The sequence below is a fragment of the Streptomyces sp. NPDC052036 genome, from assembly GCF_040680495.1.
GTDB lineage: Bacteria > Actinomycetota > Actinomycetes > Streptomycetales > Streptomycetaceae > Streptomyces.
In genome coordinates, this window is record NZ_JBFAWW010000003.1 from 256,938 (window position 1) to 283,209 (window position 26,272).

24 protein-coding genes and 1 riboswitch are annotated in these 26,272 nt (G+C 68.8%); of the genes, 12 read left to right on the forward strand and 12 right to left on the reverse strand.

Annotated elements, in window-relative coordinates:
* Positions 1-256 precede the first annotated feature (256 nt).
* Both AB0L95_RS07475 and AB0L95_RS07480 read left to right on the forward strand, forming a co-directional pair.
* Positions 257-1,090: a PIG-L family deacetylase gene (locus AB0L95_RS07475; protein ID WP_365158368.1), complete on the forward strand. Its 834-nt coding sequence runs from the start codon at positions 257-259 to the stop codon at positions 1,088-1,090.
* 372 nt (positions 1,091-1,462) lie between these two features.
* A complete protein-coding gene (locus AB0L95_RS07480; RefSeq protein ID WP_365158371.1) occupies positions 1,463-2,848 on the forward strand; it encodes a serine hydrolase domain-containing protein in 1,386 nt (461 codons plus the stop codon).
* 104 nt (positions 2,849-2,952) lie between these two features.
* Here the strand turns inward: AB0L95_RS07480 and AB0L95_RS07485 are convergent, their stop codons facing one another.
* A complete protein-coding gene (locus AB0L95_RS07485; RefSeq protein WP_365158374.1) occupies positions 2,953-3,405 on the reverse strand; it encodes a GNAT family N-acetyltransferase in 453 nt (150 codons plus the stop codon).
* Positions 3,406-3,414: 9 nt separating this feature from the next.
* Positions 3,415-3,918 carry a MarR family transcriptional regulator gene (locus AB0L95_RS07490; RefSeq protein WP_365158377.1) on the reverse strand — a complete coding sequence of 168 codons (504 nt, stop codon included), beginning with the start codon at positions 3,916-3,918 and terminating at the stop codon, positions 3,415-3,417.
* Between the two features lie 142 nt (positions 3,919-4,060).
* Here AB0L95_RS07490 and AB0L95_RS07495 point away from each other — a divergent pair, with 142 nt between their 5' ends.
* On the forward strand, positions 4,061-5,272 hold the full coding sequence (locus AB0L95_RS07495; protein ID WP_365158380.1) for an MFS transporter: 1,212 nt from the start codon (positions 4,061-4,063) through the stop codon (positions 5,270-5,272).
* A gap of 69 nt (positions 5,273-5,341) precedes the next feature.
* On the opposite strand, the gene AB0L95_RS07500 is transcribed toward AB0L95_RS07495, so the two are convergent.
* A complete protein-coding gene (locus tag AB0L95_RS07500; RefSeq protein WP_365158382.1) occupies positions 5,342-6,208 on the reverse strand; it encodes a GNAT family N-acetyltransferase in 867 nt (288 codons plus the stop codon).
* A 577-nt stretch (positions 6,209-6,785) separates the two neighbouring features.
* Here AB0L95_RS07500 and AB0L95_RS07505 point away from each other — a divergent pair.
* The gene (locus AB0L95_RS07505; protein ID WP_365158385.1) at positions 6,786-8,111 is read left to right on the forward strand and encodes a globin domain-containing protein; all 1,326 of its coding nucleotides are present in this window, start codon (positions 6,786-6,788) and stop codon (positions 8,109-8,111) included.
* Positions 8,112-8,159: 48 nt separating this feature from the next.
* Here AB0L95_RS07505 and AB0L95_RS07510 read toward each other — a convergent pair whose 3' ends face one another.
* The 5 genes from AB0L95_RS07510 to AB0L95_RS07530 form a co-directional block, all read right to left on the reverse strand.
* The gene (locus tag AB0L95_RS07510) at positions 8,160-8,642 is read right to left on the reverse strand and encodes an NUDIX hydrolase (protein WP_365158388.1); all 483 of its coding nucleotides are present in this window, start codon (positions 8,640-8,642) and stop codon (positions 8,160-8,162) included.
* A gap of 131 nt (positions 8,643-8,773) precedes the next feature.
* The gene (locus tag AB0L95_RS07515) at positions 8,774-9,679 is read right to left on the reverse strand and encodes a LysR family transcriptional regulator (protein ID WP_365158391.1); all 906 of its coding nucleotides are present in this window, start codon (positions 9,677-9,679) and stop codon (positions 8,774-8,776) included.
* A gap of 248 nt (positions 9,680-9,927) precedes the next feature.
* Positions 9,928-11,106 (reverse strand): cystathionine gamma-lyase, encoded by a 1,179-nt coding sequence (locus AB0L95_RS07520; RefSeq protein ID WP_365158394.1) that lies wholly within the window; start codon positions 11,104-11,106, stop codon positions 9,928-9,930.
* Positions 11,103-11,594: a low molecular weight protein-tyrosine-phosphatase gene (locus tag AB0L95_RS07525; protein WP_365158397.1), complete on the reverse strand. Its 492-nt coding sequence runs from the start codon at positions 11,592-11,594 to the stop codon at positions 11,103-11,105. The genes AB0L95_RS07520 and AB0L95_RS07525 overlap by 4 nt, the downstream gene beginning before the upstream one ends.
* A gap of 9 nt (positions 11,595-11,603) precedes the next feature.
* Positions 11,604-11,984, reverse strand: a complete 381-nt coding sequence (locus AB0L95_RS07530) for a phage holin family protein (protein WP_365158400.1) — start codon at positions 11,982-11,984, stop codon at positions 11,604-11,606.
* A gap of 59 nt (positions 11,985-12,043) precedes the next feature.
* Here AB0L95_RS07530 and AB0L95_RS07535 point away from each other — a divergent pair, with 59 nt between their 5' ends.
* From AB0L95_RS07535 to AB0L95_RS07550, 4 genes are all read left to right on the forward strand, one after another.
* Positions 12,044-12,361, forward strand: coding sequence for a cupin domain-containing protein (locus tag AB0L95_RS07535; protein WP_365158403.1), 318 nt, complete (start codon positions 12,044-12,046; stop codon positions 12,359-12,361).
* Between the two features lie 165 nt (positions 12,362-12,526).
* Positions 12,527-12,739: a DUF5326 family protein gene (locus AB0L95_RS07540; RefSeq protein WP_365158406.1), complete on the forward strand. Its 213-nt coding sequence runs from the start codon at positions 12,527-12,529 to the stop codon at positions 12,737-12,739.
* A 359-nt stretch (positions 12,740-13,098) separates the two neighbouring features.
* Positions 13,099-13,836: a helix-turn-helix domain-containing protein gene (locus tag AB0L95_RS07545; RefSeq protein WP_365158754.1), complete on the forward strand. Its 738-nt coding sequence runs from the start codon at positions 13,099-13,101 to the stop codon at positions 13,834-13,836.
* Positions 13,837-13,936: 100 nt separating this feature from the next.
* Positions 13,937-14,374: an SsgA family sporulation/cell division regulator gene (locus AB0L95_RS07550; protein WP_059127372.1), complete on the forward strand. Its 438-nt coding sequence runs from the start codon at positions 13,937-13,939 to the stop codon at positions 14,372-14,374.
* Positions 14,375-14,553: 179 nt separating this feature from the next.
* On the opposite strand, the gene AB0L95_RS07555 is transcribed toward AB0L95_RS07550, so the two are convergent.
* Positions 14,554-15,963: a YibE/F family protein gene (locus tag AB0L95_RS07555; RefSeq protein ID WP_365158409.1), complete on the reverse strand. Its 1,410-nt coding sequence runs from the start codon at positions 15,961-15,963 to the stop codon at positions 14,554-14,556.
* A gap of 71 nt (positions 15,964-16,034) precedes the next feature.
* Positions 16,035-16,191: riboswitch (TPP riboswitch) on the forward strand.
* Between AB0L95_RS07555 and thiC the strand changes: the two genes are divergently transcribed.
* Positions 16,184-17,986 carry a phosphomethylpyrimidine synthase ThiC gene (gene thiC, locus AB0L95_RS07560; protein ID WP_365158412.1) on the forward strand — a complete coding sequence of 601 codons (1,803 nt, stop codon included), beginning with the start codon at positions 16,184-16,186 and terminating at the stop codon, positions 17,984-17,986. (Overlaps the previous riboswitch by 8 nt.)
* Before the next feature lie 190 nt (positions 17,987-18,176).
* Here thiC and AB0L95_RS07565 read toward each other — a convergent pair whose 3' ends face one another.
* The 3 genes from AB0L95_RS07565 to AB0L95_RS07575 form a co-directional block, all read right to left on the reverse strand.
* A complete protein-coding gene (locus AB0L95_RS07565) occupies positions 18,177-19,049 on the reverse strand; it encodes a hypothetical protein (RefSeq protein ID WP_365158415.1) in 873 nt (290 codons plus the stop codon).
* 194 nt (positions 19,050-19,243) lie between these two features.
* On the reverse strand, positions 19,244-20,338 hold the full coding sequence (locus AB0L95_RS07570; RefSeq protein ID WP_365158417.1) for a metallophosphoesterase: 1,095 nt from the start codon (positions 20,336-20,338) through the stop codon (positions 19,244-19,246).
* Between the two features lie 327 nt (positions 20,339-20,665).
* On the reverse strand, positions 20,666-21,778 hold the full coding sequence (locus tag AB0L95_RS07575) for a LacI family DNA-binding transcriptional regulator (protein WP_365158420.1): 1,113 nt from the start codon (positions 21,776-21,778) through the stop codon (positions 20,666-20,668).
* 453 nt (positions 21,779-22,231) lie between these two features.
* Between AB0L95_RS07575 and hisC the strand changes: the two genes are divergently transcribed.
* The 3 genes from hisC (at position 22,232) to cydB (ending at position 26,233) form a co-directional block, all read left to right on the forward strand.
* Positions 22,232-23,311, forward strand: coding sequence for a histidinol-phosphate transaminase (hisC, locus tag AB0L95_RS07580; protein ID WP_365158423.1), 1,080 nt, complete (start codon positions 22,232-22,234; stop codon positions 23,309-23,311).
* Positions 23,312-23,684: 373 nt separating this feature from the next.
* Entirely contained in the window at positions 23,685-25,193 is a 1,509-nt protein-coding gene (locus tag AB0L95_RS07585; RefSeq protein ID WP_365158426.1) for a cytochrome ubiquinol oxidase subunit I, read from the forward strand.
* A gap of 20 nt (positions 25,194-25,213) precedes the next feature.
* Positions 25,214-26,233 carry a cytochrome d ubiquinol oxidase subunit II gene (cydB, locus tag AB0L95_RS07590; RefSeq protein WP_365158429.1) on the forward strand — a complete coding sequence of 340 codons (1,020 nt, stop codon included), beginning with the start codon at positions 25,214-25,216 and terminating at the stop codon, positions 26,231-26,233.
* Positions 26,234-26,272 lie beyond the last annotated feature (39 nt).

The following is a 26,272-nucleotide window of genomic DNA, read 5'->3' on the forward strand; positions in this document are numbered from 1 at the left end:
TCGTCATCGGCCTGGAGATCACCTTCTGATTCCGGCGCCCCCGACCGCCCAGTGACCCGAGGTGTCGAGGTGTTCCGTGCACGCCGGGAACAGCCGGTCCGGACGGCGCTGTTGCATCGACCGAGGGACCGGCGCCGCACGGGCGGGGGACACGGAGACCACAAGGCCGTCGCCCCGACGGGATCCGGGCCCTCGGGATCGCCTTACACCCGCCGCACACCCGGACCGAGACGAATTTCTGCAGGAGGACTGTTTCATGGTTGACCGGCCCTTGACGCTCATGGCAGTGCATGCCCACCCCGACGACGAGGCCACCGGAACCGGAGGGGTCCTCGCGCGGTACGCGGCGGAGGGCATCCGCACGGTTCTCGTGACGTGTACCGACGGCGGTTGCGGTGACGGACCGGGAGGTGTCAAGCCGGGCGATCCCGGACACGATTCGGCGGCCGTCGCCTTGATGCGCCGTCAAGAACTCAAGGCGAGCTGTGACGTCCTGAAGGTCAGCGATCTGGAGATGCTGGACTATGCCGACTCCGGGATGATGGGCTGGCCGAGCAACGACGCCCCCGGATCCTTCTGGCAGACCCCCGTGGAGGAAGGCGCCGCCCGACTTGCGGAACTTATGCGGCACTACCGACCCGATGTGGTCGTCACCTACGACGAGAACGGCTTCTACGGCCACCCCGACCACATCCAGGCCCACCGCATCACGATGGCGGCGCTGAAGATGACCGCGCTGACACCGAAGGTGTACTGGACGACGATGCCCCGCTCGATGATGCAGCGGTTCGGCGAAATCATGCGCGAGTTTCATGAGGACATGCCGGAGCCGGATCCTGCCGAGGCTGCCGCGATGGCCGAGATCGGCCTCCCCGACGATGAGATCACCACGTGGGTGGACACCGTCGCGTTCAGCGGTCAGAAGTTCGACGCGCTGGCCGCGCACGCCAGTCAGGGCGAGAACATCTTCTTCCTCAAGATGGGCAAGGAGAGGTTCGGCGAGTTGATGGGCATGGAGACCTTCGTACGTGTCCAGGACGCCACCGGCGCGGCCGTACCCGAGAACGATCTCTTCGCCGGACTGCGCTGACCCGCCTGTCAGTCCGGGGCCCGGGAAGGCTCATCGGCCGCACGGCGCGATCGGGCGTGCTCGCACACCTGGAGGCCTGTCCACGCGGGTTCCGCTCCGGTAGCCCGCGACCAGGCCGGCTGGCTCTCGCCGGCGGCGTCGGCGAGAGCCAGCACGCCGACCCGGCACCGGCGTGCTGGTCCCCCAACCACCTGGCAACCGCAGGGGAAACGACACGAAGTTGAGACTTCGATGCCCGACACGCGGTGAGGCTGTGGAGAAGCTACAGGTGATGAGGGCGGTCTCCGACACCAGCCACGAGACCCTGACAGTGCGGGGGACTCCGGGGAAATGGACTCGACGCGGGATTCCGTGACAGGTGGACTGGGTGTCATGACGACATCGCAGGAAGAACTGCTCCCCGCCACACGGCGGGCTCTGCTGCACCGTATCGCCGTGGCCCAGGCCGAGGGGCGGGCGCCGTCACTGGTCGCCGCGGTCGTCCGGGACGGACGGGCGGTGTGGCACGGCGCGCGCACCTCCGTGGAGGGCCATGCCCCGGATGAGAACGTGCAGTACCGGATCGGCTCGATCACCAAGACCTTCACCGCCGTCCTGGTACTGCGGCTGCGTGACGAGGGCGCTCTGAACCTCGGCGATCCGCTGGAGAAGCATCTGCCCGGTACGGGGACGGGGGAGGCGACCATCGCCGAACTGCTCGCGCACACGGGCGGGCTTGCGGCTGAGACGCCCGGGCCATGGTGGGAACGCACACCCGGCTCGCTGCGCCCGGCGCTCACGGATGTGCTCGGTGAGCAGCCGCACCTGCATACGGCCGGCCGGCGGTTCCACTATTCGAACCCCGGCTACACCCTCCTGGGAGCGCTTGTGGAGGAGCTGCGCGGAGCTCCGTGGGAGGAGGTCCTCCGGCGCGAAGTGCTCGAACCCCTGGACCTGCACCGCACGAGTACGAGCCCGCAGGCGCCGCACGCCGGGGGCTGGGCGGTGCATCCCTGGGCCGATGTCATGCTGCCCGAGCCGGCCGAAGACCTCGGCCGGATGGCACCGGCCGGGCAACTCTGGTCGACCACGGGGGATCTGGCGCGTTTCGCTGTCTTTCTGGTCCAGGGCGACGAGCGGGTGCTGAGCGCCGAGTCGCTCCGGGAGATGCGCACTCCGGCGGCTCCGCCCGAAGCCGCGGATGTGGCGGCTGGGTACGCCTACTGTCTGGGGCTGGAGATCCGGCGTTCGGGTGAACGGCTCCTCGTCGGGCACACAGGCTCTCTGCCGGGCTTTCTCGCCTGCCTCACCTTCAGCGTGGAGGACGATGTCGCCGCCGTGGTCCTGGCCAACTGCACCTCCGGCCCGCTGTTGTCGGCCGTGGGTGCGGATCTCGTCCGCATCGTGGCCGAGGCCGAACCCAGGATCCCCGAGCCGTGGCGCCCGGCGAAGAGCATCGATCCGTCCGTACTGGAGCTGGCGGGCCAGTGGTACTGGGGCACGCAGGCCTTCGCCCTGCGGCTCACGGCGGACGGGCTCCTGTCGTTGGGGCCGCTCGCCGGTGGCGGCCGACGCGCGCGGTTCTGGGCGAACGGCGACGGCACATGGACGGGGCTGGAGGGCTACTACGCGGGAGAGCGGCTACGGGCCGTACGGCGGCCGGACGGGTCCGTGAGCCATCTGGACCTCGGATCGTTCGTCTTCACCCGCCGGCCGTACGACGAGGGCGCCCCGGTGCCCGGCGGAGTGGATCCGGAGGGATGGCGGGGGATCGGCTAGGCGTTGTCGCTCGGCAGATCCGGGGAGGGTCCTGTTTCACGTGAAACAGGACCCTTCGCATGGTCGGGGCAGGGCATCGCTCGTCCGGTCGGGACACCGCCGTGTCAGAGTCGGATCTTGAAGCCCACATGCGAGGCCTCGAAGCCCAGCCGCTGGTAGAAGCGGTGGGCGTCGGTGCGACTGATGTCGGAGGTGAGCTGGGCCAACTGGCAGTCCCGGCGCCGCGATTCATCGATGGCCCACTCGATGAGCTGAGTGCCGAGACCGCTGCCACGCTCGTCGGCGTGAATGCGTACCCCTTCGATGATCGAGCGGTTCGCGCCCTTGCGGGACAGCCCCGGGATGATCGTGAGCTGAAGGGTGCCGATGACGCGTCCGTCCCGGACGGCGACCATCACATGCTGGTTCGGATCACTGTCGACCCGGTCCAGCGCGGTCAGGTAGGGCGTCAGATCGTCCGGTGACTCCCGCTGGGCGCCGAGCGGATCGTCCGCGAGCAGGGCAACGATCGCCGGGACGTCGTCCACGACGGCATGCCGTATCTCAAGATCTCCCATGTCCGCAGCCTATGCGGGGCTGGGCACTCCCGGGTGTGCAGGGAGCAGGCGGTTCGAGAGGGGCACGTTCAGCGACTCGACCACACGGACGAGGGGCTCCAGCTCCGGGTTCTTCGCCGCCTCGTCGAGTGCCTCGCGCAGCGCGGCGTCATTGGTGGGGCGGGCTTCTTCGAGGAGCTTGAGGCCGGCCTCGCTGACATTGGTGTAGATGCCGCGGCGGTCGGTGGGGCAGAGGTAGCGCGCGAGCAGTGCACGGTCCTCGAGCCGGGTGACCAACCGAGTGGTGGCGCTCTGGCTGAGGACGACCGCATCGGCGACCTGCTTCATCTGCAGATGGCCGCCCACGCCGTCGTGCTGCCGGCTGAGGACGTCGAGCAGGGAGTACTCCCGCACGCTCAGGCCGTGCTTGGCCTGCAGGGCTCGTTCGAGGTGGGCCTCGATTCTCCCGTGCAGCAGGGAGAGGGCGCACCAGCCCTGAGCGAGGGCGGTGAGCGCGGGGTCCGTCGCTGTCATGGCGTTCTCCTCCGTCCCGGAGCGGCTCGTGTCCAGGATAGAGCACCATCGCAATAGACGCCTGTTGCATATATCCCGCGTATGCAATTAACGTTGTTGGGGCGCAAAGCGCTCATGCAATCGTCTGAAAGGTACAGCCCGTATGCCTCTCGCGCTTCTGGCCCTTGCGATCGGGGCCTTCGGAATCGGAACCACGGAATTCGTGATCATGGGAGTGCTGCCCGAGGTGGCGGGCGACTTCGGCGTCTCCATCCCCACCGCCGGACTCCTTGTGACCGGCTACGCCCTGGGAGTGATGTTCGGTGCGCCGATCATGACCGCGCTGGGCACCAAGGTCTCCCGTAAGCGGATGCTGATGGCGCTGATGGGTCTGTTCATCATCGGCAACCTGCTCTCCGCCATCGCCCCCGTCTTCGGGCTGATGCTGCTGGGCCGGGTGGTGGCCTCGCTGGCCCACGGCGCCTTCTTCGGCATCGGCTCGGTGGTCGCCGCCGAACTGGTCGCCCCGGAGAAGAAGGCCGGCGCCATCTCGATGATGTTCAGCGGTCTGACCGTGGCCAACGTCATCGGGGTCCCGCTCGGCACGCTGATCGGGCAGTCGGCCGGCTGGCGGATCACCTTCGCGCTGGTCGCCGCGCTGGGCGTGCTCGGACTGCTCGGAGTCGCGAAGCTCGTGCCCGAGATACCCAAGCCGGAGGGCGTGCATCTGCGCCATGAGCTGGCCGCCTTCAAGAATGTGCAGGTGCTGCTCGCCATGGCGATGACCGTGCTCGGCTTCGGCGGTGTCTTCGCCGCCATCACCTACATCGCGCCGATGATGACGCAGGTGGCCGGCTTCGCCGACGGCTCGGTCACCTGGCTGCTGGTCCTCTTCGGCCTCGGCATGGTCGGCGGCAACCTCATCGGTGGCCGGTATGCGGACCGTGCGCTGATGCCGATGCTGTATGTGTCGCTCGGTGGGCTCGCCCTCGTGCTCGCCCTGTTCACGTTGACCGCGCACCACAAGGCTCTCGCCGCGCCCACCATCGTGCTGATCGGCGCTCTTGGGTTCGCGACCGTGCCTCCGCTGCAGAAGCGGGTCCTGGACCACGCACACGGCGCCCCGACCCTCGCCTCGGCCGCGAACATCGGCGCCTTCAACCTGGGCAACGCACTGTCGGCCTGGCTCGGCGGCATCGTCATCGCCGCCGGTCTCGGCTACACCGCCCCGAACTGGGTGGGCGCCGTTCTCGCTGTGGCCGCTCTGCTGCTCGCGTTCCTCTCGGCCGCCCTGGAGCGCCGCGAGACCGCCCCGGGCGCCGCCGTCGGGGAAAGCGCGTCGAGTGAACGGCAGGCAGCCGCCCTCCGCCGTTGAGCGGATCCGCCACCACAAGCGCGAAGCGTGCCTCCGACCGTCGGAGGCACGCGTTCCGTGCTGATGGGCTCAGCCCGCCGCCACCGTGACCGGAGCGAAGCGCCGCATCCAGTCGCCGGGCAGATCCGGGATGCCGTACGTCATGACCGCGTTCATGCCGACGGAGACGAGCCCACGCTCCTTCAGCCACGTCAGCAGGTCCGTGTGCCGCACGTCGACGTCCGTGCGCAGCGGGCGATCGGTGTGCGCGGCGAGGGACGCGACGAGTGCCTTGGCCGTCTCGGTGTCGCGCGCGATGAGCGGACCCACGACATGCGTGTCCATATTGGGCCAGGCGGCGGCGTATCCAGTGATCCGCCCGTTCTCCTCGGCGACACGCAACTGGTCGGCGAAGGCGGGCAGCCGGGTGATCACATGGGTGCGGTCGGCGCCGAAGACCTCTTCGTCGAGTCTGACGAGTGTGGCGAGGTCCTCCCCGGTGGCCGGGCGGGTCGGGACGGGGGACGGCGGCCCACCGGCCGTGAAGTGTCCCCGCACCATCTCGGAGCTGCCGATGGTCTTGAAGCCGAGTTCCTCGTAGAGGGGACGGCCGTAGGGGGTCGCGTACAGCGTGAGTGGGGCGCCGCCCATGTCCGCCACCACATGACGCATCAGCCGACGGCCCACACCCTGGCGCGCATGCCGCTGGGCGACGAGCACCATGCCGATGCCGCAGAGGTCCGGGCGGGACAGCGATCCGTATTCGGTCACGACGCAGGCCGTGACAAGGCCCCCCTCGGGGTCGTCGATGCCGTACCCCCTTCCGGCGGCCAGGAGCAGGCCCCATTTGTGTTCCTCCCGGGGCCACCCCCGGTCCTCGGACAAGTCGGCGCAGGCGGTGAGATCGCGAGGCGTCAGGCGGCGGATGGGCAGAGCGCTGAGGGGAGGTGTCGACACGCAGGTCAGGCTGTCCGACGGGGGCCACGGTCGTCCACCCGTTTGCTGCCGAACGCACATGCTTTTGGCCAAGTCATGCCTCTACACCGCACATGGACAGACGTTTCACGTGAAACAGTGAGGGACCGATCGGGACCGCTCCGGAACGGCTTCGTGAATTCGCGCCGTATGCCTGGAAGTTGAGGGAATTGCCTGCGGGAACGGCCGTCCTTTGACGGTAGGCCAAGGGGGTGCTTGTGTGTGCGACAGTGACCGGTATGGTCGAGTCCGGTTCGCGTCCGGTGTGAGGTGCGCACGGTCTGCAGGGCGCGAACGCAGGCCGACGCAGCCTAACGGGACGGAGAGATCGAAGACCCGCATTTTCTGTTACGCGGCCGGGCGGAGGTCCGGAGTGCGATGCTGCGGTCTGAGTACCGCGGTCCCTGTCACACTCTCGTCTTGCTTGTCCGCACACGGCGGGAACGCGGGTGGAATGTGGCCGCATGGACCATCAGGGATGGAACGGGGAAAAGAAGCAGAGCCCTCGGTGTGGATACTGACGCCCGCCGGCAGGGGAAGTGCGCAGACCGACCGAAAGATGTTCGAGGCGAGGCACACCATGGAGGCTCCGACCACCACGTCGGCCGACAAGGGCGCGTCCGGGGGCAACGAGGGGGGCGGCTGGTTCGCGTCCCGCGACACCCCCCAGACGGCCCCGACCGGAGAACAGGAGACACCCGGAACCACCGACCCCGCCCGGCCACAGCTCTCCGCTCAGCGACCGGCCCCCGAGCCCCGGGCATCCCGTGACGCCGTGCTGATCCAGCGGACCATGGCCGAGGTCGCACCCATCGCCGACAAGGTCACCTCCTACTTCTACGCACTGCTCTTCGTGCGCCACCCCGAGCTGCGGTCGCTGTTCCCCGCCGCGATGGACACCCAGCGGGACCGCCTGCTCAGGGCCCTGCTGACCGCCGCGGAGCACATCGACGACACCGAGGTCCTGGTCGCGTATCTGCAGAACCTCGGCCGCGGGCACCGCAAGTACGGCACCCGGGCCGAGCACTACCCGGCCGTAGGGGAGTGCCTCATCGGAGCGCTGAGCAGGTACGCCTCCGCGATCTGGGACGACGAGACAGAGGCCGCCTGGGTGCGGGCGTACACGACGATGTCCCAGGTGATGATCGACGCGGCGGCCGCGGACGCGCTGCGCGCCCCGGCCTGGTGGTACGCGGAGGTCGTCTCGCACGATCTGCGGACCCCCGACATCGCGGTGATCACGGTCCGCCCCGACCAGCCGTACCCGTTCCTGGCCGGTCAGTACACGAGCATGGAGACCCCCTGGTGGCCGCGGATATGGCGCCACTACTCCTTTGCCTCGGCACCACGCTCCGACGGACTGCTCACCTTCCATGTGAAGGCGGTCCCGGCGGGCTGGGTCTCCAATGCGCTGGTCCACCGGGCCCGCCCCGGCGACATCATCCGGCTCGGCCCGTCGGCCGGCACGATGACCGTCGATCACACCACGGACAGCGGGCTGCTCTGCCTCGGCGGCGGTACCGGCATCGCACCCATCAAGGCCCTGGTCGAGGACGTCGCCGAGCACGGTGCGCGGCGCCGGGTCGAGGTCTTCTACGGCGCCCGCACCGGCCACGATCTGTACGACATCGACACCATGCTGCGGCTGCAGCACAACCACCCCTGGCTCTCGGTCCGCCCGGTGGTCGACGAGCAGGCACGCGTCCGGTTGCCGGACGCCATACGCGCGTACGGACCGTGGAACGAGTACGACGTGTATCTCTCGGGTCCGCCCGGCATGATCCGCAGCGGTGTGCAAGTGCTCCGGAACGTCGGTGTCCCGTCGGAACGCATACGCCACGACTCGGTGGAGGAACTGGCCCTCGCCGGCGTGCAGGGCCCGTAGGGCCGCCCTCCCGCGAGCGCCGTCTCGGCACACTCGCGTAACGAGGGGTCAGCCCAGGTCGGGTGCGTGCATCGCGCGTACTCCCTCGATGTTTCCGTCCAGGTAGTGCCGCAGCGACAGCGGGACGAGATGGACGGACGCGATCCCGACGCGGGTGAAGGGCACCCGTACGATCTCGTACTCGCCCTCGGGCTCCTCGACCTCGGGGCCGTGCCGCAGGCGCTCGTCCATGGACTCGAGACGGCAGACGAAGAAGTGCTGGACCTTCACGCCGGTCGCCCCGCCGTTCTCGCCGATGTGCTCGACCGTGTCCACGAAGCAGGGGACCACATCGATGATCTTGGCCCCGAGTTCCTCGTGCACTTCACGGTGGAGCGCGTCGACCACGGTCGCGTCCGTCGGCTCGACCCCGCCGCCCGGCGTGAGCCAGTAGGGATCGACTCCGGGCTTGGTCCGCTTGATCAGAATCAGGTCGTCACCATCCAGCAGGATGGCGCGGGCAGTGCGCTTGACCACGGGGCGAACGGTCATGGGTGAAATGTGGCCCAGCCTGTTCCACGTGAAACATCCCGCACCCCACATGGCGCCGAACCCAGCGTGAACAGCGGGTGGAACGGGCAGGGGACCGCGGCACCACGGCGTGGTGTTCTCGCCCCCGGATCTCAGCCCCAGGCGGCCGCGGCCCGCAGCAGCCACTCATGGGCACGGGCGATATGGGGCATGGCGAGTGTGCCGGTGCGGACCACGAGGAAGTACGTCCGCAGGGGAGGCACCGCCGGTTCATGAAGGGCCACGACATCGCCCCGCTCCAGTGCGGCGGCGCACAGGTAGCGCGGCAGCACGGCGAGCCCGGCGCCGGTGGCGGCACAGGCGAGAACCGCCCGCAGGTCGGGAACGACGACCGTGCCGGAGGCGGCGGGCCGGGAGTCGAAGACGGACGCCCAGTAGCGGGAGACAAAAGGCAGCGACTCGTGCACCTCGACCACCGGAAGGTTCTCCAGCAGGTGCGCACCCCTGCGGTGCACCTTGCCGGAGCTGATGCGGCGGACCCAGCGAGAGGCCGCGACCAGGACATGCTCCTCGTCGCAGAGAGGGGTGGCTGTGAGCAGGGCTCCGCGGGGCCGGGTCGTGGTGATGGCCAGGTCATGGTGCCCGGCGGCGAGTCCTTCCAGGGTCTCCTCGGCGTTCCCGAAGGAGGCGCGGAGGGCAAGCCCCTGGCCGTCCTCGTCGGTCAGCTTGGCCAGCGCGGGCAGGGCACGTTCGGCGGTGAACTCCGGCGGTCCCGCCAGATGGAGCGTGCGCAGCGACGAGTGCTCGTCGAGGCCGGTCTCCGCGATCTCGACCAGGGCGTCCAGATGCGGAGCGGCCTTGTGCGCGAGCTCGTCGCCGATGGAGGTCGGGGTCACCCCGCGGGCCTGGCGCAGAAAGAGGGGGCGGCCCAGCTGCCGTTCGAGGGTGCGTATGTGGGAGGTGACCGCCGGCTGCGAGAGACCGAGCAGTGCCGCGGCACGGGTGAAGGAACCGGCCCGGTGCACCGTCACAAAGGTGCGCAGCAGGGCCAGATCCATGGTGCTCCCTCCCGTCCCGGCACCCCGCTGCCGCGCCCAACTATAAATAAGTCGATAGGTCTCTGCCCCTACTGTGATTGGACACTGACACAGAGTCAACTAGCCTTGTCTGCGCGGTTCTTCGCGTGCGGAACCGGGACGGTCCGAGCCACGAGGGGGGAGGTTCGGACCGTCCGTCGTACGTAGCAGGGCCCAGGGGGGACCCATCGCCCGCTGGACGGGCGTAGTCGGAAGCCTGTAGGACCTCGTCATTCCGCCGATGCGTCGAGCGCACGCAGCACATCGGCCACGAGGTCCTCGGGATCCTCGGCACCGACGGAGAGCCGGATGAAGCCCTCCGGGACCACGTCGCCGCCCCAGCGTCCACGCCGCTCGGCGGTGGACCGCACCCCTCCGAAACTGGTCGCGTCGTCCACGATGCGAAGCGCGTCCAGAAAACGGTCGGCACGCGCACGCGTGGGCAACGAGAACGACACCACGCACCCGAAGCGCCGCATCTGCTGCGCGGCGATCTTGTGCGAGGGGTCGTCGGGCAGACCCGGATAGCGCAGCCCCGTCACCTCGGCGCGGCCGCGCAGCGCCTCGGCGACCACGAGCGCGCTGTCCGACTGCCGATCCGCGCGGAGCTGAAGTGTGGCCAGCGAGCGGTGTGCGAGCCAGGCCTCCATGGGACCGGGGATCGCACCGACGATCTTGCGCCAGCGCCGTACGGCGGTCATCAGCCCTGCATTCCGGGACGCCACATAGCCGAGCAGGAGGTCCCCGTGCCCGGTGAGCATCTTGGTGCCGCTGGCCACGGAGAAGTCGGCGCCCAGCGCCAGGGGCCGCTGGCCGAGCGGCGTCGCCAGGGTGTTGTCGACGGCGACGAGGGTGCCCTGCGCATGGGCCGCCGCGACGAGCCGCCGCACATCACAGACGTCGAGCCCCGGGTTCGACGGGGTCTCGATCCACAGCAGCTTTGCGCCCTTGAGGACACCGAGCTGGGCGTCGTCCCTGGTCGGCGCGGTGCGCACATCGATGCCGTACGCGGTCAGCTGTTCGCCCACCAGCGGCAGGACCTGGTAGCCGTCCTCGGGCAGCACCACCGTGTCGCCGGCGCGCAGCTGGGAGAAGAGCACCGCCGAGATCGCGGCCATGCCGGAGGCGAAGGCGAGCGCCTCGACGTCCTCCTCGCCGGGCGCTTCGACGTCCTCCTCGCCGGGCGCCTCCAGCTCGCCGATCGCGCGCTCCAGATGCGTCCAGGTGGGGTTCTCGTCCCGGCCGTAGGTGTACGGGCCGGTCGGCTCGCCGGGCAGATGGAAGTGCGCGGCGAAGACCGGGCCCGGCAGGGTCGGCTCGTGCTTGACCGGCTCGGGCAGCCCCGCCCGCACCGCCCGTGTACCGTCGCCGGTCCCCGGACCGGACGCGTTCGCATCCCGTGTGGTCATGCCGCCCGTCCCTCCATGTGCTCGCGTACCGAGGCGAGCAGGCCGGGGCTCGCCGCCTCCACCATCTCAAGACACTCCTCGAACCCCTCCATGCCCCCGTAGTACGGGTCGGGCACATCGAGGTCGTCGTCGGCGGCCGGGTCGTAGGAGCGCAGGAGCCTGATCTTGGCCGCGTCCTCGGGGGTGGGCGCGAGACGGCGCAGGGCCTTCAGATGGCCGGAGTCCAGGGCGATCACCAGATCGAGCCGGGAGAACCAGGAGGGCTGGAACTGGCGCGCGGTGTGCCCGCCGCCGTAGCCGTTCTCCTCCAGGACGGCGACGGTGCGCGGATCCGCCCCGTCCCCCTCGTGCCAGCCGCCCGTGCCCGCGCTGTCGACCTCGACCAGGTCGTCGAGACCGGCCTCCGCCACACGGGCGCGGAAGACGGACTCCGCCATCGGTGAGCGGCAGATGTTGCCGGTGCAGACGAAACAAACGCGATAGGTCATGCGGCTCTCTCAGTCCTCGTCGTCGGGCAGCACGAGGTGCAGCGCCCAGGAGACGATCGAGATGATCAGGCCGCCCAGCACGGCGGTCCAGAAGCCCTCGACATGGAAACTCAGGTCCAGTTTGCCCGCCACCCACGAGGTGAGCAGAAGCATCAAGGCGTTGACGACGAGGGTTATCAGGCCGAGCGTCAGGATGAACAGGGGGAAGGTCAGCACCTTCACGACCGGTTTGACCAGGAAATTCACCAGTCCGAAGATCAGCGCGACCACGATCAGCGTGCCGACCTTCTTGCCGGTGCTCGTACCCGTCAGGGTGATCTTGTCGAGTACCCAGACGGCGACGGCCAGAGCCCCCGCGTTGGCGATCGTCTTGACTACGAAATTCTTCATGTGTCTGATCGTGGCAGACGGGATCAGCGGCGAGTAGTGAGCAAGGGCGGGCAGGAGCGATGAAGGCTTTCCGGCTGGACGAACTGGAGGCGGAGCGCGCCGCCAACGACGGCGCCTATCTGCAGTTCCTGCGGGAGAGGAACATGTCGGCCGGCCTGTACGCGCTCGACGCCGGCGACCTCGACCCGCAGAAGCCGCACCAGCAGGACGAGGTGTACTTCGTCGTCAGCGGCCGCGCCTCGATCACCGTGGGCCTGGAGACCACCCAGATCGCACGCGGAAGCGTCATCTACGTGCCTGCCGGCGTCGCCCACAAGTTCCACCACATCACCGAGGATCTTAGGGTTCTGGTGGTGTTCTCTCCGCCGGAGAGCTGAGTCCCGTCTCGGGGTTCCCTCAGGGGACGATCAGGGGAGGACAAGGGGCGCAAGGCCCGCGTTCGGCCCCCGAGCGGTCCTAGCATCGAAGCAGTACGGAAGGACCCGGTTGGGGAGCCCCCGAAAAGGCGCGGGGCAACGGGCGGACAGACAAGGACAAGGGCGATGCGAGAGATCTTCGCGGGTTTGCCGTGGTGGGTGAAGTGGATCGCGGTGCCGGTCATCGCCCTCGTCGTCTTCGGCGGCGTGATAGCGACCGTCGTCGGGTTCGTCGTCCTGCTGCTGTTCAAGGTGCTGCTCTTCGTCGCCCTGGTGGGCGGACTGATCTACGTCGTACGGAAGTTCATGTCGAGTTCGTCGTCACGCGGCGACTGGTGAGCCACCCGGGGGCGTATCGGGCCTGAGGCCACTCCGGGGGTGGCGCAGGGCGGGACCGGAGGTCGGCAAGAGGCCGCCGGTAACGGGAAATTGAGGTTCCCTCGGGCGAGGGAAGTTTTCCCGGGGACGTCATCGACGGCCGGTGGGAGGCCGTTAAAGTCCGGAGCCCGGCGCGCGGCAGGTCCCGCGCGCGGTGCATCCCCTCCCGTGTTCTTCCACGGGAGGCCGACCTCGTGCTCCGGGAGTGACCTTTGGCCACGGTTGGCACCGCGCCCGCACACTCGACCACCCCGCCCGCACAGCGGCGCGCCTCACCGGCGGAAGCGGACCTTCCGCCGACGCCGGCGCAGTCCACCACCCTGATCGGATCGGTGCAGCGGGCGATGCGGCTGCTGGAGGCCGTCGCCGACCATGGATACGGGGCCCCCGCCAAGCAGTTGGCCCGCGAGGTCGGCCTGGCGCTCCCCACCGCGTACCACCTTCTGCGCACCCTGACCCACGAGGGCTATCTGCGCCGGGAGAAGGGCCTGTTCTTCCTAGGGGAGGCCGCCGAGCGGCTGAGCGGCAGCGCGACCCAGCAGAAACGTCGCAGCATGGTGAACGAAGCGCTCGCACAATGGCGTGATTCGATCGGTGCGCCCGTCTACTACGCGGTCTACCGCGAGGGTGAGATCGAGGTCCTCGGTGTTGCCGACAGCCCGGGCCTCCCGGCGGCCGAGGAATGGGCCGACTTCCGCGAGACCGGGCACGCGCACGCGCTCGGTCAGTGTCTGCTGTCACAGCTCGACGAGGAGGCCCGGCGCGACCACCTCGACCGCTATCCGGCGCGGCCGATCACCCCCTACACGCTGCGTGACAACCGCAGCCTGCTGCGCCGTCTGGAGCACCTGGAGCGTACGGAACCGGTCACCGAACGCCAGGAGTACGCCCTCGGTACGGCCTGTGCGGCGCTCCCCCTCGCCACGAGCGCGACGGCAGCCGCAGTGGCCATCTCCCTGCCCTCCCACCAGGCCGACCGGCTGTTGCCGACGGTCCGTCGGCTGCAGTCGGAGATCGACAGGCTGACAGGGACACTCGCCATCTCTATCAGCATCTGAAAACTCACTCCTTGTGATCTGCCATGCACTTTCAGCAAACTTCCAGCAGGTGTCAGGGGGATCATTCCTGGCCAGTCGACGGCTACTGACGGGGTAGGCGATGCGCGAGTCGGTGCAGGCAGAGGTCATGATGAGCTTTCTCGTGTCGGAGGAGCTCTCCTTCCGCATTCCGGTGGAGCTGTGTTACGAAACCTGTGATCCCTATGCGGTGCGTCTGACCTTCCATCTGCCCGGCGACGCCCCCGTGACATGGGCGTTCGGTCGTGAACTGCTGGTGGACGGGGTGGGCCGGCCGTGCGGCGACGGCGATGTGCACATCGCGCCCGCCGAGCCGGACACCTTCGGCGATGTGCTGATCCGCCTCCAGGTGGGCGCCGACCGGGCACTGTTCCGGTCGGGCGCGGTGCCTCTGGTCGCGTTCCTCGACCGCACCGACAAGCTGGTGCCGCTGGGGCAGGAGGGCTCCCTCGCCGACTTCGACGCGCATCTGGACGAGGCTCTGGACCGGATCCTGGCGGAGGAGCAGAGCGCGGGCTGAGACGGCGTGCGGCGCCGGAACGGTTCCTCACGCCGTAACGGTTCCTCGACGACGGTACGGGCGCGGTGAGATGCCGTAACGCTTCTGCGGACCTTGATCGCGAAGGTCGTGGTGGTCCGGGTGAAGTCCCCGGTGGCCATGGTGAAGTCCCGGGTGGAGCTGGAACGCGGCAGGAAGCCTCAGCGCTTGCGGCGGCGCCCTCTTCCCCCACGGGCCGGGACGGGAGCCGAGGCGGCGTCTGCCGTGGCCGGACGGTCCGCCGAGACGACTATGGCCGCCAGGACCGTCGTCACCGGCACCGACGCGACCAGCCCGATCGAGCCCACCAGCGTGCGCACGATCTCCTCGGCGACCAGCTCGCTGCCCGCGACCGAGACCACACTGCTCTGCGCGATCGAGAAGAGCAGCAGCAGGGGCAGGGCCGCACCCGCGTATGCCAGGACGAGCGTGTTGACGACCGAGGCGATGTGGTCGCGGCCGATGCGGATGCCCGCCCGGTACAGCCCGCGCCAGCCCATCGAGGGGTTGGCCTCGTGCAGCTCCCAGACCGCGGACGTCTGGGTGACGGTCACATCGTCGAGGACGCCGAGCGAACCGATGATGACCCCGGCGAGCAGCAGACCGCTCATGTCGATGTGCGGGTACAGGCCGTGGATCAGGCCGGTGTTGTCGTCGGTGTTGCCGGTCAGCGCGGCCCAGCCGATGAACTCCGAGCCGAGGAGACCGATCAGCGACAGGGACACAAGCGTGCCGAGCACCGCCACGGAGGTGCGGGCCGAGAGTCCGTGGCACATATAGAGGGCGAGCAGCATGATGGCGCTCGACCCGACCACGGCCACGAGCAGCGGATTCGAGCCATCCAGGATCGCGGGCAGGACGAAGAGGCTGAGCAGCAGAAAGCTGACGGCCAGCGCGACGAGTGCCATGACGCCGCGCATCCGGCCCACGACCACCACCGCCACGGCGAAGATGCCGGCGAGCAGGGCCATGGGGAACTTGCGGTCCACATCGGTCACCGAGTACTGGAGTTCCTTGGGCGCGGAGGGCTCGTACGCCGCAACGACCTTCTCGCCCTGGTGCAACTGCCGTGACTGGTCCGGCTGGACGATCTCCGTGAACGTACGGCCCTTGTCCTTGCCGGTGTCGACGCGGACGGTCGCCTTCTTGCAGGTGCCGGCAGGCGTCTGCGGGGCCGACGAGCCGCCGGTGAGGGAGGTGTCGCCGACCGGCCCCCCACCCGAGGCGTTCACGGACTTGCAGTCCACCGCCACGACCGTGGTGACCGTGGCCTGCTGGGTCTGCCGGTCGAATCCGACGCCGGAGCGTTTGTGTGACGGGACTCCTCCGGGCCACAGCACCACGAGACCGACGATGACCGCTGCGGTGAACGGGATGAGGATCGCGGCGATGACCTTGCGCAGATGCCGTGACACGGGGGCCGCGGGGCCATGGCTGTGACTGTGGGAGTGGCCGTGTCCACCGTCGGACCCATGGCCGTGCCCGTCTGGGGGGCTGTGTCTGTCGCCCGGGCCGCGGTGGTGCGGCGGCTCGGACGGCGGGTATGAGGGGGGATGCTGCGTCGGGGGCACCCCCCGATCATCGCAAGAACGCGCAAGGCCCACTGTTCAGCTCACCTAATTAGACGCTAGCGTGAAGGGACTTTTGCACACGCGGGAGCTCGGAGCACCGGGCTGAGAGGGCGCTGACCTCCGTAGACGCGATGTTTCACGTGGAACATCAGCGAGCGGAGAGGGCTGTGCCGACCGCTGAACCTGTTACCGGGTAATGCCGGCGTAGGGAGTAGGTCTCATGACCGTCAAGGACGTACGCACGCCTGCCTCCGCTCAGGGAGAAGAGCCTCAGGAGGCCGGGTGGTCCATCGGCTGGCACAAGGCGTATATCGAGGGTTCGCGCCCCGATCTGCGGGTGCCGGTCCGGCAAGTGCATCTCACCAACGGGCAGTCGGTCACCCTGTACGACACCTCCGGCCCGTACACCGATCCGGTCGCCGAGACCGACGTCCGCCGGGGGCTCGCGCCGCTCCGGGAGAACTGGATCATCGTTCGCGGTGACACCGAGGAGTACGCGGGCCGCCCCGTCCGTCCCGAGGACGACGGGATCAAGCACACCTCGCCGCGGGGCGGCCTGCGCAATCTCGACGCGGTGTTCCCGGGACGCCCGCGTCAGCCGCGTCGTGGTCGCGACGGGAACGCGGTGACGCAGCTCGCCTATGCGCGCCGTGGGGAGATCACGCCGGAGATGGAGTTCGTGGCCCTCCGGGAGAACGTTTCGCCCGAGGTCGTCCGTGAGGAGATCGCGGCGGGCCGTGCGGTACTGCCGGCCAACGTCAACCACCCGGAGATCGAGCCGATGATCATCGGCAAGCGGTTCCTGGTGAAGGTCAACGCCAATATCGGCAACTCCGCGGTGACCTCCTCCATCGAGGAGGAGGTCGAGAAGATGACCTGGGCGACCCGCTGGGGCGCCGACACGGTCATGGACCTGTCCACCGGCCGCAATATCCACACCACCCGTGAGTGGGTGCTGCGCAACTCCCCGGTGCCGATCGGTACGGTGCCGCTCTACCAGGCGCTCGAGAAGGTCGACGGCAAGGCCGAGGAGCTGACCTGGGAGATCTACAAGGACACGGTCATCGAGCAGGCCGAACAGGGCGTGGACTATATGACGGTCCACGCGGGCGTGCGCCTGGCGTACGTACCGTTGACGGCGAACCGCAAGACCGGCATCGTCTCGCGCGGCGGCTCGATCATGGCGGCGTGGTGTCTCGCCCACCACAAGGAGTCGTTCCTGTACGAGAACTTCGAGGAACTCTGCGAGATCCTCGCGGCCTACGACGTCACCTACTCGCTGGGCGACGGTCTGCGACCCGGTTCGATCGCCGACGCCAACGACCAGGCACAGTTCGCGGAACTGCGCACCCTCGGGGAACTCGGCCGTATCGCCAGGCGTTTCCATGTACAGACGATGATCGAGGGCCCGGGACACGTCCCGATGCACAAGATCAAGGAGAACATCGATCTGCAGCAGGAGATCTGCGATGAAGCTCCGTTCTATACGCTCGGCCCGCTGACCACGGACATCGCGCCGGCGTACGACCACATCACCTCCGGTATCGGTGCCGCCATGATCGCCTGGTGGGGCACGGCCATGCTCTGCTACGTCACACCCAAGGAGCACCTGGGCCTGCCCAACCGTGACGACGTCAAGACCGGCGTCATCACCTACAAGATCGCCGCCCATGCGGCCGATCTCGCCAAGGGGCACCCGGGTGCGCAGGAGTGGGACGACGCGCTGTCCGACGCGCGCTTCGAGTTCCGCTGGGAGGACCAGTTCAACCTGGCCCTCGACCCGGACACGGCCCGCGACTTCCACGACGAGACCCTTCCCGCCGAACCGGCCAAGACGGCCCACTTCTGCTCGATGTGCGGTCCGAAGTTCTGCTCCATGAAGATCAGCCAGGACATCACGCAGCGCTTCGGCGGTGCGGTGGCCGAGGGTGCGTCGGAGCAGGAGGTCGCCGAGGGGATGCTCCAGAAGTCGAAGGAGTTCGCGGCGGGCGGGAACCGGGTGTATCTGCCGATAGCGGACTGACCTTCCCTGGCGCCCGTGACGCACATGGCCTGGTGCCGTCGCGGGTCCAGGCTGAAGTTCCGGCCCGCAGTCCTTTGTGAGGGGCGGGCCGGGCTTCGGCGGGTGGTTCGGGCCGAGACGGCCTGGGGGCGTGGGACGGCCTCCTGCGTCGCCTGCTCGGTTCGGTCGGCGGAGTGTCGGTCGAGGCCTGTCACTCCGGCTGGTGGTCGGGGCCTCCGAAGTCCGGGCTGGTGAAGTCCGGGCTGCTGAAGCTGGGGCGCGGGCCCGCGGCGGGGCCGCTGTCGGGGCTGCTGAAGCCCGGTCGGTCGTAGCCGAGGTGCGGCATGCGGCTGGGGGTCGTCTCCGGTTCCTTCCGGCTCATCGCGGCCGTGCCCGGGGCGGCGAGGGCCTCGCGGAGGAACGGGAGGATGCCGCGCTCCAGCAAGGCCTCGTGCCAGAGCTCCCGGGCTCGGGTCACCTCCGCGATCAACTCGCTCTGGGCGTCGGAATCGTGAGCCGACGAGCTGTTGCGCAGGGCGGTGAGCAGCAGGCCGGTGGCGGCGACCAGGATCGCCGCCGCGGTCACCGCGCCGAAGACCCACCCGGTGGTCAGGAGGGTCCGGGCGAACACCTGGTGGGGGTTGACCATCTTGAGGATGTAGCCCACGAGCAGGAAGATCGCCGCGGCGGCACCGGCGAGGAAGGGGGCGAGGACGGCGACGACGGCACCGGCTCCGGCGCCCGCCGCGGCCTCCCCCACCGTGGCGGCGAGCCCCTGGCCGTCCGCGTCCGGTTCCGTGGAGTCGCTGTCGTCGATGCTCTCGTGGACGGGTGGGGCGGGCGGTGCCGGTCGGCGCATTTGCTCCCGTACCAGTACGTAGTGCTGGTATTCGGCGGCCGCCGTGGCGGTGATGAAGGCGGTGGCGTTCAGCGCCATGGTGCGCAGCTGTTCGGCGTTGAGCCGCTGTCCCACAGCGGCCAGATCCGGGTGGTGTGGTGCGGAGCGCAGCGCCTCACCGAGGACCCGCTCATAGTCCTGGCGGTCCTCGCTCAGCAGGTGCTGCGGAACGCTGTTCATGTGCATCCCCCGATGCTCCGTAGGGCTGGTGGCTCGGCATGCTGACGAGCCGTCGGGCAGAAACGGAGGGGAGCCTGCTACGGATAAGCCGATGGTAGAGCGGCGACGGCACACGGTGACAGGGGGTTTCCAGAATTTGCCCCACGGCCCGGGCACTCCTCGGTCGTCCCCCGTCGGGGACATGCCTGCCCGGTGAACCCTCAGCTATCCAGGGGGAGTTGCTGGACCAGCAGCTTTCCGGCCATGGTCACGCCGCCGTCCATCGCGATCGCCAGTCCGTCCGCGTAGACGTGGGGACCTTCGACGACCGGACCCGAGGCGTCGTCGCCGTCCTCCGAGCCGACCTCGCCCAGCAGGTAGGGGATGGGGCTGTGGCCGTGGACGATCCGCCGGCCGCCGTAGGTCCCCAGCAGGGACCGCACGGCGTCGGCACCGCCCTCGTCCCGGAAGGAGAAGCGCTTGGTGAACTTCCGGAAGAGGTCCCACACCTCGTCCGCGTCATTGCGGGTGAGCGTGTCGTGGATGGTGTCGTTGACCGCTTCGATGGAGTCGCCGTAGTCGAGGTAGGCGGTGGTGTCCGAGTGGACCAGGAGGTGCCCGTCGACCTCCTCCACCGCGTCGAGACGGGCCATCCACTGCAGATGGTGGTCCTGAAGGCGGTCCATGTCCGTCTTCTGGCCGCCGTTGAGCAGCCAGGCGGCCTGGAAGGTCGCGGTGCCCGCGCCCGAGTGGACGGGCGTGTCGCCGAACCGCTTGGCGCCGAGCAGCAGCAGCTCGTGGTTGCCCATGAGCGCCTTGCAGTAGCCGCCGGCCGCCGCCGCCTCCGCGGACAGCCGCATCACCAGGTCGATCACGCCGATGCCGTCGGGGCCGCGGTCGGTGAAGTCCCCGAGGAACCACAGCCTGGCCGTGCCCGCGGACCAACGGCCCTCGGCGTCGATGAGCCCCTTCTCCTGGAGCGCCGCGAGGAGCTGGTCGAGATAGCCGTGGACGTCCCCGACCACGAACAGTGGCCCTGGCCCTTCGGCGGGGTGCGGGGCGGGCTCGGACGCCGGGTCGACGGGCACCTGGAGCGTGTCGCCGCGGTTGATGACCGGGAGGTCCCGCTCGGTGGGCGTGTACGCGTCGGAGTAGCCGTGGGGGTAGGCCTCGGCTGGTGCGACGGGTCCGGGGATCTCGCCGGGGGGTGTGCTCTGCGTGTACGGACCGGTCTCGTGGACGTACGCGGGCACCCGGAAGTCACGCAACGTCGCCGCCTGCTCCGCCTCGGTTCCCTGACCGGCCCCCTGAGTCATCGACCCCTCCACCATCGCGCCGCATCTGCACCGCATCGGACTGCCTGGTCGCAGCGGTCCACGGTGTCGTGGGCCCATCATAGGAATGCGGATCGCGCCATGTGATGACCCAGGGGTGGTGAATCGGGGAAGGACCCCGCCTCACCGCGGCTTTCGCCCTAAATGGGCGGGGCTTTCCTCGCTGCGACCAGGCACGTCACCCGCCCGCGGGGGATCTGCGCGTCACCCGCCCGTGGGCAGCCTGAGCGTGACTCGTGGCACACCGACGGCTCGGAGCTCCCGAATAGAACGGGAGTACGAGCCGGGCGTCCGTTGCGTACGGAGCTCTCACCCCTGCTCGGGCGACCGGGGCGGACTGACCGTGGTCCGGGGCGGCCGTCGCTGGGACGAGGTGCGCACGATCAGTTCCGTCGGTATGACCTGCTCGACCGGCTGGTCCGACTCGATGCCTTCGATGGCGTCGATGAGGAGCTGGACCACTGCCGTACCGATCCGGCGCGGCTTCAGGGAGAGCGTCGTGACGGGCGGCTCGGTGTTCGCGTAGACGGCGGATTCGCTGCAGCAGACGAGCAGCAGGTCCTCGGGGACGCGCAGTCCGTAGCGGCGCGCGGCGGCGAGCAGATCGGTGCCGTTCGGGTCGAAGAGTCCGTAGACCGCGTCGGGGCGGTCGGGGCGGGCCAGCAGCCGGTCGGCGGCGACGGCGCCCGCGCAGGGATCGTGGGCGGGATAGGCCTCGTAGACCGGATCCTGCCCGACGCGCTCGCACCAGTTCAGATAGGCGGTCGTGGACAGATGGGTGTAGGTGTCCGTCGTGGTGCCGGTCAGCAGTCCGATGCGCCGGGCGCCTGCGGCGGCCAGATGGTCGAGAATGCCCAGGACCGCGGCCTCGTGGTCGTTGTCCACCCAGGCGGTGACCGGGAGGGTGCCGGCGGGCCGGCCGTCGGAGACGACGGGTAACCCCTGCCGGACCAACTCGCTGACCACCGGGTCCTGGTCGGACGGGTCGATGACGACGGTGCCGTCCAGGGCGACGTTCGACCACACGTCGTGGCGCGAGGTGGCGGGCAGGATGACCAGGGCATAGCCCCGGGCGAGTGCCGCTGAGGTGGCGGCTCGGGCCATCTCCGCGAAGTACGCGAACTCGGTGAAGGTGAAAGGTTCATCCCCGTACGTGGTCACGGTCAGGCCGATGAGGCCCGACTTGCCCGTGCGGAGCGTGCGGGCCGCGGCCGAGGGCCGGTAGCCCAGCCGGTCGGCGACCTCGCGGACATGGCGTCGGGTGGCGTCCGGCAGCCGGCCCTTGCCGTTGAGGGCGTCGGAGACGGTCGTGATGGAGACTCCGGCGGCAGCGGCCACGTCTCTGATGCCTGCCCGGCCCGGCCGACTGCCTCGGCGGGCGGTCTCCGCCCGGCTCACCTGGTGCTTCCCTGCTGCTGTCATGGCGAGCCGATAGTAGGGCTCATGTGGTGGGGTAGTGCGGACGCATATGCACGCGTTGACAGGCACGTTTCTGCATGGTGAGGAGTGGGGAAAAGCCTTGGAATGTAAGGGGCTTGAGCGATCCAAGGACAGTACGTGACGCGTTGACACGTATGGGCCTGCCAAGGTGGCCATATTTCGAAGAGGTCTCAACTCACCTTCACGAGGGATGCGCGCCACGGCGCGAGCTACCGGCGCGTGCGATGAAAGGCGACGCGCCCCCTGATCCATGCGCCTTTCTGTGACGATGCGCCCAGGTTCGTACGGCGCCTCCGGCCCGGTTTCCGGGAGGACGGCACCCAAGCCGATTCGGTTGTCCACAGCCCATTCGCAGCGGCGCCGAATCCTCATAAGGTGAGGAGCATGGGAAGCCGGTGGCGGTCATGAGCCGGTGCGTGCGCGAGGAGGACAGCGGTGAGCGAGACGAGCCCGAGGCTGCGTGCCGAGCTGGAGGGTATCCCCACCTACAGGCCCGGCAAGCCTGCCGCGTCCGGTGGCCCGGCAGCCTACAAGCTGTCCTCGAACGAGAATCCCTATCCGCCGCTGCCGGGCGTGATGGAGAGCGTGATCGAGGCGTCCGGGTCCTTCAACCGCTACCCCGACATGGCGTGCACGGGGCTGATGGCTGAGCTGTCGGAGCGTTTCGGTGTGCCGCAGTCGCACCTCGCGACGGGCACGGGCTCGGTCGGTGTCGCCCAGCAACTGCTGCAGGCCACGAGCGGTCCGGGTGACGAGGTGATCTACGCCTGGCGGTCCTTCGAGGCGTACCCGATCATCACGCAGATCAGCGGCGCGACCTCGGTCCGGGTGCCGCTGACCCCGGGCGAGGTGCACGACCTCGACGCGATGGCGGACGCGATCACGGACCGGACCCGGCTGATCTTCGTCTGCAACCCCAACAACCCGACCGGCACAGTCGTGCGCCGGGCCGAGTTGGAGCGCTTCCTCGACCGGGTGCCGAGCGATGTGCTGGTGGTGCTCGACGAGGCGTACCGGGAGTTCATCCGCGACGTCCAGGTCCCGGACGGCGTCGAGCTGTACCGCGAGCGGCCGAACGTCTGCGTGCTGCGCACCTTCTCCAAGGCCTACGGCCTCGCCGGTCTGCGGGTCGGTTTCGCGATCGCCCATGAGCCGGTGGCGGCGGCGCTGCGCAAGACGGCGGTGCCCTTCGGGGTGAGTCAGCTGGCGCAGGTGGCGGCGATCGCGTCCCTGCGCGCGGAGGACGAACTGCTCGGCCGGGTAGGCTCGTTGGTGTGCGAGCGCAACCGTGTGGTCGACACCCTGCGCGCCCAGGGCTGGACGGTTCCCGAGACCCAGGCGAACTTCGTGTGGCTGCGGCTGGGGGAGCGCACGGTGGACTTCGCGGCCACCTGCGAGCAGGCCGGCGTGGTCGTCCGGCCATTCCCGGGCGAAGGTGTGCGCGTGACGATCGGCGAGGCCGAGGCGAACGACATCTTTGTGAAGGTGGCGGAGGGCTTCCGCCGGGATCTCTAGGGGATACCCTCAGCCCTCAGGGGCCATCCCCTGGCCCTCCGGGCCACGGGTCGGTGGTTCTCCCGTGCTGCCCTGTGCTGTGAGAGGGCACGGGGCAGCCCCCGCGGGGTGCGGCGGGGCGGACATGTGCCGCCCCGCTTTGTGCTGTGCACGGCATGCATGCGCCAAGGATCTCCGGACTTGGGGCGCGGTCGGGGCGCTTGGGGGTGTCGACGCCCGGCAGCCCTTTCAGGCCCCCCCGCCCGTCCGCCCTCGAACCCATATGCGCCATAATTGCTTGTGAATGTGAACGCGTTCACAAGCCCCTCCCCAGGGGTGTGCCAAACGGGGGCAAGCTGCCGCTTGCGACCACGGCGACGTAAGGAGAGACGACGTGGACCTGGCTTTGGCGCCGGAGACTCTGGCGCGATGGCAGTTCGGCATCACCACCGTCTACCACTTTCTGTTCGTCCCGCTCACGATCTCGCTCGCCGCGCTGACCGCCGGCCTGGAGACCGCCTGGGTGCGCACGGAGAAGGAGAAGTACCTCCGGGCGACGAAGTTCTGGGGCAAGCTCTTCCTGATCAACATCGCGATGGGCGTGGTCACGGGCATCGTCCAGGAGTTCCAGTTCGGCATGAACTGGTCCGCCTACTCACGCTTCGTCGGTGACATCTTCGGGGCGCCCCTCGCGTTCGAGGCCCTCATCGCCTTCTTCTTCGAGTCGACCTTCATCGGGCTGTGGATCTTCGGCTGGGACAAGCTGCCGAAGAAGCTTCACCTCGCCTGCATCTGGATGGTCTCCATAGGCACGATCCTGTCGGCGTACTTCATCCTCGCGGCCAACTCCTGGATGCAGCACCCCGTCGGCTACCGGATCAACAAGGCGAGGGGGCGGGCCGAACTCACGGACTTCTGGCACGTCCTGACGCAGAACACCGCACTCGCCCAGGCCTTCCACACCCTGACTGCGTCCTTCCTGACGGGCGGCGCGTTCATGGTCGGCATCGCCGCCTACCACCTGGCCCGCAAGAAGCATGTCGCCGTGATGAAGACGTCGCTGCGGCTGGGCCTGATCACCGTGGTCATAGCCGGTCTGCTCACCGCGGTCAGCGGTGACACCCTCGGCAAGGTGATGTTCAAGCAGCAGCCGATGAAGATGGCCGCTGCCGAGGCGCTCTGGGACGGCCAGGACGCCGCGCCGTTCTCGATCTTCGCCTACGGCGATGTGAGCAAGGGCCACAACTCCGTCGAGCTGTCCGTCCCCGGAGTGCTGTCCTTCCTCGCCAACGACGACTTCGGCTCGTACGTCCCCGGCATCAACGACACCAACAAGGCAGAGCAGCAGAAGTTCGGCCCGGGCGACTACCGCCCGATCATCCCCGTCACCTTCTGGGGCTTCCGCTGGATGATCGGTTTCGGAATGTCGTCCTTCGCCCTCGGCCTGGCCGGACTCTGGCTCACCCGCAAGAAGTTCATGCTGGCCTCGCATCTGCGGGTCGGCGAGGACGAGGTGCCGCATCTGGTCCTCTTCAGGAACAAGGCCCTCGCCCCCGTGCTCACCACGTGGTTCTGGCGCATCGCCGTGTGGACCCTGGCGTTCCCGCTCATAGCCAACTCCTGGGGCTGGATCTTCACCGAGATGGGCCGCCAGCCCTGGGTCGTCTACGGCGTGCTGCGCACCCGTGACGCGGTCTCCCCCGGTGTCTCCCAGGGCGAGGTCATCACCTCGATGACCGTACTCACGCTGCTCTACGCGATCCTCGCGGTCATCGAGTTCAGACTGCTCGCGAAGTACGTCAAGGCCGGACCCCCGGAGCTCACCGAGTCCGATCTCAACCCGCCCACCAGGATCGGCGGCGACCCCCAGGATGCCGACAAGCCGATGGCCTTCTCGTACTAGGCCGAGGGAGCGCTCACATCATGCAACTTCACGACGTGTGGTTCGTCCTCATCGCGGTTCTCTGGACCGGCTACTTCTTCCTGGAGGGCTTCGACTTCGGGGTCGGCGTCCTCACCAAGCTGCTGGCCCGCGACCGGCCCGAGCGGCGGGTCCTGATCAACACGATCGGCCCTGTCTGGGACGGCAACGAGGTGTGGCTGCTCAGCGCGGGCGGCGCGACCTTCGCCGCGTTCCCCGAGTGGTACGCGACCCTCTTCTCCGGCTTCTATCTCCCGCTGCTGACCATCCTGGTCTGTCTGATCGTGCGCGGTGTGGCCTTCGAGTACCGGGCCAAGCGGCCCGAGGAGAGCTGGCAGCGCAACTGGGAGACAGCGATCTTCTGGACCTCGCTGATCCCGGCGTTCCTGTGGGGTGTGGCCTTCGGCAACATCGTCCGTGGGGTGAAGATCGATCAGCATCTGGAGTACGTGGGCGGTTTCTGGGATCTGCTGAACCCCTTCGCGCTTCTCGGCGGACTGGTGACCCTGAGCCTGTTCACCTTCCATGGGGCGGTGTTCACGACACTCAAGACCGTCGGGGACATCCGGCGGCGGGCGCAGAGGCTGGCTCTGGCAGTCGGGCTGGTGGCCGCGGTGGTGGCGCTGGTCTTCCTCGGCTGGGCGCAGATCGACCAGGGTGACAGCAAGAGTCTGGTCGCCCTGTGGGTGGCGGTCGCCGGCCTTGTCGGGGCGCTCGTGGCCAACCAGGCCCGGCGTGAGGGATGGGCGTTCGCGCTCTCCGGCCTCACCATCGTGGCGGCGGTCGCGATGCTCTTCCTGACGCTCTTCCCGAACGTCATGCCGTCCACGCTCAACCCCGCCTGGAGCCTGACGGTGAGCAACGCCTCGTCGACCCCCTACACCCTGAAGATCATGACCTGGTGTGCGGGCATCGCCATGCCGATCATCCTGCTCTACCAGGGCTGGACCTACTGGGTGTTCCGCAAGCGCATCGGGACGCAGCACATCGCCGCCGATGCAGCTGCCGGAGCCATGCACTGAGTCTGGTGGGTGGGGTGTTTCACGTGAAACACCCCACCC